Origin of the sequence: Shewanella sp. (assembly GCF_047975355.1) — a bacterium.
Lineage (GTDB): Bacteria > Pseudomonadota > Gammaproteobacteria > Enterobacterales > Shewanellaceae > Shewanella.
Genome location: NZ_JBKEDJ010000037.1, coordinates 1 through 5,065, shown reverse-complemented (window position 1 = coordinate 5,065; position 5,065 = coordinate 1). Strand labels below are relative to the sequence as shown.

Sequence of the window (5,065 nt, the reverse complement as noted above, 5' to 3'; positions counted from 1 at the left end):
TGTTAATACCTGTGTGGTGAGTTATCTGCGGATTAGACGCAATGACTGGTGGTAATGATTATGTCTAAGATCGATGAACAACTATTTAGTGCCCATGAGCACGCACTGGAAAAAGAATACGAGCTATGCCCTGAGTGTGGCAGCGAGTTGTCGGTAAAACATAGCAAACATGGGAGTTTTATAGGTTGTAACAACTATCCCACCTGCGAATATACCCGTCCTTTAGTGCAGCATGAATCGATTGAAACCCAAGTGATTGAAGGTTCCAAGTGTCCTGAGTGTGGCCATGAGTTAGCGGTCAAATCGGGGCGTTTTGGTATCTTTATCGGTTGCACTCAATATCCCAGTTGTACCCACATAGAAAGGCCAGATCAGGAGAGCGATAAGCCCGAGGTGGCATGTCCCGAATGCAAAACTGGCAAGCTTGAGCATCGCACCAGCCGTTTTGGTAAGAGTTTTTATGCTTGCAGTGCGTATCCCAAATGCAAATTCATCGTGAATTATCCTCCCGTTGCCGAAACTTGCCCGAGTTGTGGCTTTGGTATTTTAGTCGAGCGCAAAGGGGCCGCGGGGATGCGTTTAGAATGTCCGCAAAAAAGCTGTAAATACAAACGCGCGCTTTAGTGTGATCTGGCTCTAAAGATTTGGTCGTATAAACACCCTTGGGTATAATCCCCCATCGACCACGGATGGGGTGGCCAAGCGCTAAAAAAGCCAAAACGTGTTTGTAGAAATCGATTCAATTCATAAGGTGATATTAAGATGTTACAGCTGCACCCATCTGAAATTAAAGACATAGTGCTAAACGGTGGCGTTATCGCTTATCCCACTGAAGCCGTTTATGGTTTGGGCTGCGATCCAGACAACGACACCGCCATCCAAAAATTACTCGCGATAAAGCAACGTCCTTGGCAAAAAGGGCTTATCTTAGTGGCGAGCGAGTTTTCCCAGCTAGTGGATTATGTCGATGAGTCACAGTTGAGCGCCGAGCAACTCGAGTTTGCCTTTTCTAAATGGCCTGGTCCCTTTACCTTTGTGATGCCGATTAAGCCGCATGTTTCGCGCTATTTATGTGGTGAGTTTGATTCTATCGCCGTGCGTGTCTCCGCCCATGAAGGGGTGCGAGCCTTATGCCTGGCCTTGGGTAAACCACTGGTCTCGACTAGCGCCAATTTAGCCGGCGAAGATCCCGCGCTCTGCGGTGATGAAATTCTTAATGCCTTTGAGGGTAAGATTGATGCCTTAGTATTAGGGTCATTAGGCGAACAGCGTCAACCCTCCACCATTATTGATGCCCGCAGCGGTAAGATATTACGTAACGGACAATAACTGATTTATAACGCAAAGGATAAAAGCAGATGAGCGTGCCAGATGCGACAGTGGTAAAAGCATTTTTACTCGATCTACAGAATCGAATTTGTGCGGGTCTTGAGCAATTGGATGGGCAAGCAAGCTTTGTGGCCGATTCATGGACGCGCACCGAAGGCGGTGGCGGCACCAGTCGTGTCTTAACCCAAGGTGCGGTATTCGAGCAAGCCGGGGTGAACTTTTCCCATGTAACAGGTGCGGCCATGCCCGCATCGGCAACGGCTCATCGCCCTGAACTGGCGGGGCGCAGCTTTGAGGCCATGGGCGTCTCTTTAGTTATTCACCCTAAAAACCCTTATATTCCAACTACCCACGCTAACGTGCGTTTCTTTATTGCCCATAAAGACGGTGCGGATCCCGTTTGGTGGTTTGGTGGTGGTTTTGACTTAACGCCTTACTATCCTTTCGAAGAAGACGTGCGCGAGTGGCATCAAACCGCTAAAAATCTGTGTCTGCCCTTTGGCGACGATGTATATCCTAAATATAAGAAGTGGTGTGATGAGTATTTCTTCCTGCCACATCGTAATGAAACCCGCGGCGTGGGCGGATTGTTTTTCGATGACTTGAACCAAGCAGGCTTCGATAAGAGTTTCGATTTTATGCAGGCAGTGGGGAATGGCTTCTTAACCGCTTATGCGCCGATTGTTGAGCGCCGTAAAGAGACGCCTTATGGCGAGCGTGAGCGTGAGTTCCAGTTATATCGTCGCGGCCGTTATGTTGAGTTCAATCTGGTATACGACAGAGGTACCTTGTTCGGCCTGCAAACCGGTGGTCGCACTGAGTCCATTTTGATGTCAATGCCGCCATTGGTACGCTGGCAATATGCTTATACACCAGAGGCGGGCAGCCCTGAGGCAGATCTTTACGATAACTACCTCAAACCTCGAGATTGGGTATAAGCACGCTAACACGAGTCGCGTAATTGTACCTTATTGATTACGCATATGATCAGCCAGAGTTGAAATCGCCTCATAGATAGCGGCGCGATGCTCTGGCTTTTTTATATGTTTTTCAATGGCAAACTTCATGCAAAATAGCCATTGATCCCGCATTGTCTCATCTACTGCGAAGGGCATATGCCGAGCGCGTAATGCAGGATGACCATATTTTTGCTGATATAACTGCGGACCACCGAGCCAGCCACTTAAGAATTCATAGAGCTTTTGTTCCGACTCCGCAATCGGTGCACGGTGAATAGCGAATAAGGCTTGTGTTTCTTCTGAGCTTGCCATTTTCTGATAGAAACTATGGGCAATCGCACGGATCACTTTGTCGCCACCAATTAAATCATAGGCATTTGACTGATTCGGATCCCTGTCATCCGGCGCGCTTGTGTGTTTACTAAAAATCTTTTTAAGCCAGTTCATAGGTCTAACTGCATTGCTGTCTACAATATCGATGCGCGCATTATAGCCTGAATGCCACTGCGAAACAGAAGGCTAAAGTCAGGTACAACAACTTAGGCTCACCATTAGGCTGTGCTACCGCCTAAAAGCACGCTAGACTGCAAGCCAATCACAGCCAATAGAATCCCGCAGATGACAGATATGCCTTCAGTAACTACGCCAGTGCTTGATCGTTATGCCGTGTTTGGCAATCCGATAGGTCACAGTAAATCGCCCTTTATTCATGGACAGTTTGCGTCCCTTACGCAGCAGCCTTTGAGTTATGAAGCGATTCTGGCGCCCATCGATGGTTTTGAAGCGAGTTTACGAGCATTTTTTCAGGCGGGAGGAAAGGGCGCGAATGTGACCGTGCCCTTTAAAGAGCAAGCCTTTGCTCTCTGCGACAGCCTAAGTGCCGAAGCGACACTGGCGGGGGCAGTTAATACCTTAAGCTTGCTGGCCGATGGCACTATTTATGGTGATAACACCGATGGTTTGGGGCTGGTGGCCGATCTTGTTCGCCATCTCGGCAGTTTGCAGCATAAGCGGGTGCTCTTGGTGGGGGCCGGCGGCGCGGCGCGCGGCTGTATCTTGCCATTGCTTAAGGCAGAAGTGGGTCAACTAGTCATCACTAACCGCACTCAAAGTAAGGCGCAGGCCTTAGTGGAGATTTTTAGCCAAGTACAACAAGGGCGCTACAGCGATAAACTCCAGTCGATGTCGATGCCAGAGTTGCCGGGGGAGTTCGATTTAGTGATTAACTCGACCTCTGCGAGTCTCGCGGGAGAGCTACCGCCACTACTACAGTCCATCATCAGCAACAAAACGGCTTGCTACGATATGATGTATGGCGCAAAACCAACGGCATTTAATCAATGGGCTGTGCAACAGGGTGCAGCGCAAGTGATTGATGGACTGGGTATGCTTGTCGGTCAAGCTGCGAAGAGTTTTGCGCTCTGGCGTGGCGTCGAGCCAGATACCTCAGGAGTGCTTAAATTGCTCAGGGACAAACTACAGGCCGACGCGCAATAGAGGCTCAAGAGGAAGATAAGATGAATCAGAGTATTTTATTCCCCGATCTGCAACATTGGGATGAAACCCAAAAGCACATTTGCTTTATTGCCCAGCAGCAGGGAATGAACATTAAGTGTTATATCAGCGCGCAGAAGCTGGCGCAGTTAAATGACTTTTCGCCTCAGCCTAATAGCGATGAAGCGGCCGCCATGTTAGCGATATTTGATGCGGTGCGATTCGATGCTGAAGAAATGGCAGAAGCCTTAATTGAAGCAGAAGAGTTTGATGAGTTTGGTGCAGTGCACTTAGGCTAAAAGCAAAATGAACAAGATGGCAGCTTAAACGCTGCCATCCAATTTAATAGAAACACTACTCTGGCTGAGGTTCTGCCAAGTATTCGTTTTTCAAGCGCACATAGTTATCCGCTGATTCGGGTAAAAACTTTAATTCCGCTTCGGTTAAAGGTCGCGCCTGTTTCGCAGGGCTGCCGACATATAAGTAGCCGCTCTGCAGCACTTTACCTGGTGGCACTAACGAACCCGCACCTAAAATCACATCATCTTCTAATATGGCACCGTCGAGGATAATCGCGCCCATCCCCACTAATACACGATTGCCAACCTTGCAGCCATGCAGCATCGCCTTATGCCCAATCGTCACATCATCACCAATGATCAATGGATGACCGTCAGGACGAGAGGCGGATTTTCGGGTCACGTGCAATATGCTGCCATCCTGCACACTGGAACGCTTACCAATACGAATATGGTTTACGTCACCACGCGCTGCCACCATAGGCCAAATACTGGCGTCTGTATCTAAAGCGATATCGCCAACGAGTACCGAAGCAGAGTCTACATACACATTATCGCCGAGTTGTGGATGAATCCCTTGGTAAGTTCTGAGTGGCCCTGACATAAAAAAGTCCCTAATTGAGTGGTTTTTCGCATTATAAAGGCTAAAAACTGACTGGTCAGGTCAAATATTCAACGAACAGTGTAAAAAAGCTAATTATCTTTAAATTAGGGGTTGCACAAAAAGTTCTGCTGCCTATAATGCGCATCCACTGACACGGCAGACAGCGAAAGCGAGTGCGGTGTGAGTCAGAATCGAATGCAAATTGTGCAGTTGGTTCGAAAGCGGCAAGAAGTTTGCAAAAACGCCTTGACGCCAAATGGGAAATGCGTAGAATACGCAGCCCTGACCCGCTGAGCGGTAATGCGAAGTGAGTGGTCAAATGCTCTTTAACAATCTAAACAAGAAATCTGTGTGGACACTCACAGGTGTTGAGTTAATCG

At 48.4% G+C, this 5,065-nt stretch carries 7 protein-coding genes; 5 read left to right on the top strand and 2 right to left on the bottom strand.

The window, feature by feature from the left end; all coding sequences use genetic code 11:
- Window positions 1-60 precede the first annotated feature (60 nt).
- The 3 genes from ACK5NH_RS11675 to hemF all read left to right on the top strand — a co-directional run bounded on the left by ACK5NH_RS11675 (window position 61) and on the right by hemF (window position 2,267).
- Window positions 61-624, top strand: a complete 564-nt coding sequence (locus tag ACK5NH_RS11675) for a topoisomerase DNA-binding C4 zinc finger domain-containing protein (RefSeq protein WP_416920272.1) — start codon at window positions 61-63, stop codon at window positions 622-624.
- Window positions 625-762: 138 nt separating this feature from the next.
- Window positions 763-1,329, top strand: coding sequence for an L-threonylcarbamoyladenylate synthase (locus ACK5NH_RS11670; protein ID WP_416920270.1), 567 nt, complete (start codon window positions 763-765; stop codon window positions 1,327-1,329).
- 29 nt (window positions 1,330-1,358) lie between these two features.
- On the top strand, window positions 1,359-2,267 hold the full coding sequence (gene hemF / locus ACK5NH_RS11665) for an oxygen-dependent coproporphyrinogen oxidase (protein ID WP_416920268.1): 909 nt from the start codon (window positions 1,359-1,361) through the stop codon (window positions 2,265-2,267).
- A gap of 30 nt (window positions 2,268-2,297) precedes the next feature.
- On the opposite strand, the gene ACK5NH_RS11660 is transcribed toward hemF, so the two are convergent.
- Window positions 2,298-2,735, bottom strand: coding sequence for a group II truncated hemoglobin (locus tag ACK5NH_RS11660; RefSeq protein WP_416920266.1), 438 nt, complete (start codon window positions 2,733-2,735; stop codon window positions 2,298-2,300).
- Window positions 2,736-2,906: 171 nt separating this feature from the next.
- Between ACK5NH_RS11660 and aroE the strand changes: the two genes are divergently transcribed.
- Together aroE and ACK5NH_RS11650 are read left to right on the top strand one after the other, a co-directional pair.
- Window positions 2,907-3,785: a shikimate dehydrogenase gene (gene aroE, locus ACK5NH_RS11655; RefSeq protein ID WP_416920264.1), complete on the top strand. Its 879-nt coding sequence runs from the start codon at window positions 2,907-2,909 to the stop codon at window positions 3,783-3,785.
- Window positions 3,786-3,805: 20 nt separating this feature from the next.
- Window positions 3,806-4,081: a DUF1488 domain-containing protein gene (locus ACK5NH_RS11650; protein WP_416920262.1), complete on the top strand. Its 276-nt coding sequence runs from the start codon at window positions 3,806-3,808 to the stop codon at window positions 4,079-4,081.
- A 55-nt stretch (window positions 4,082-4,136) separates the two neighbouring features.
- Here the strand turns inward: ACK5NH_RS11650 and ACK5NH_RS11645 are convergent, their stop codons facing one another.
- Window positions 4,137-4,685, bottom strand: coding sequence for a gamma carbonic anhydrase family protein (locus ACK5NH_RS11645; protein ID WP_416920260.1), 549 nt, complete (start codon window positions 4,683-4,685; stop codon window positions 4,137-4,139).
- Window positions 4,686-5,065: the final 380 nt, after the last annotated feature.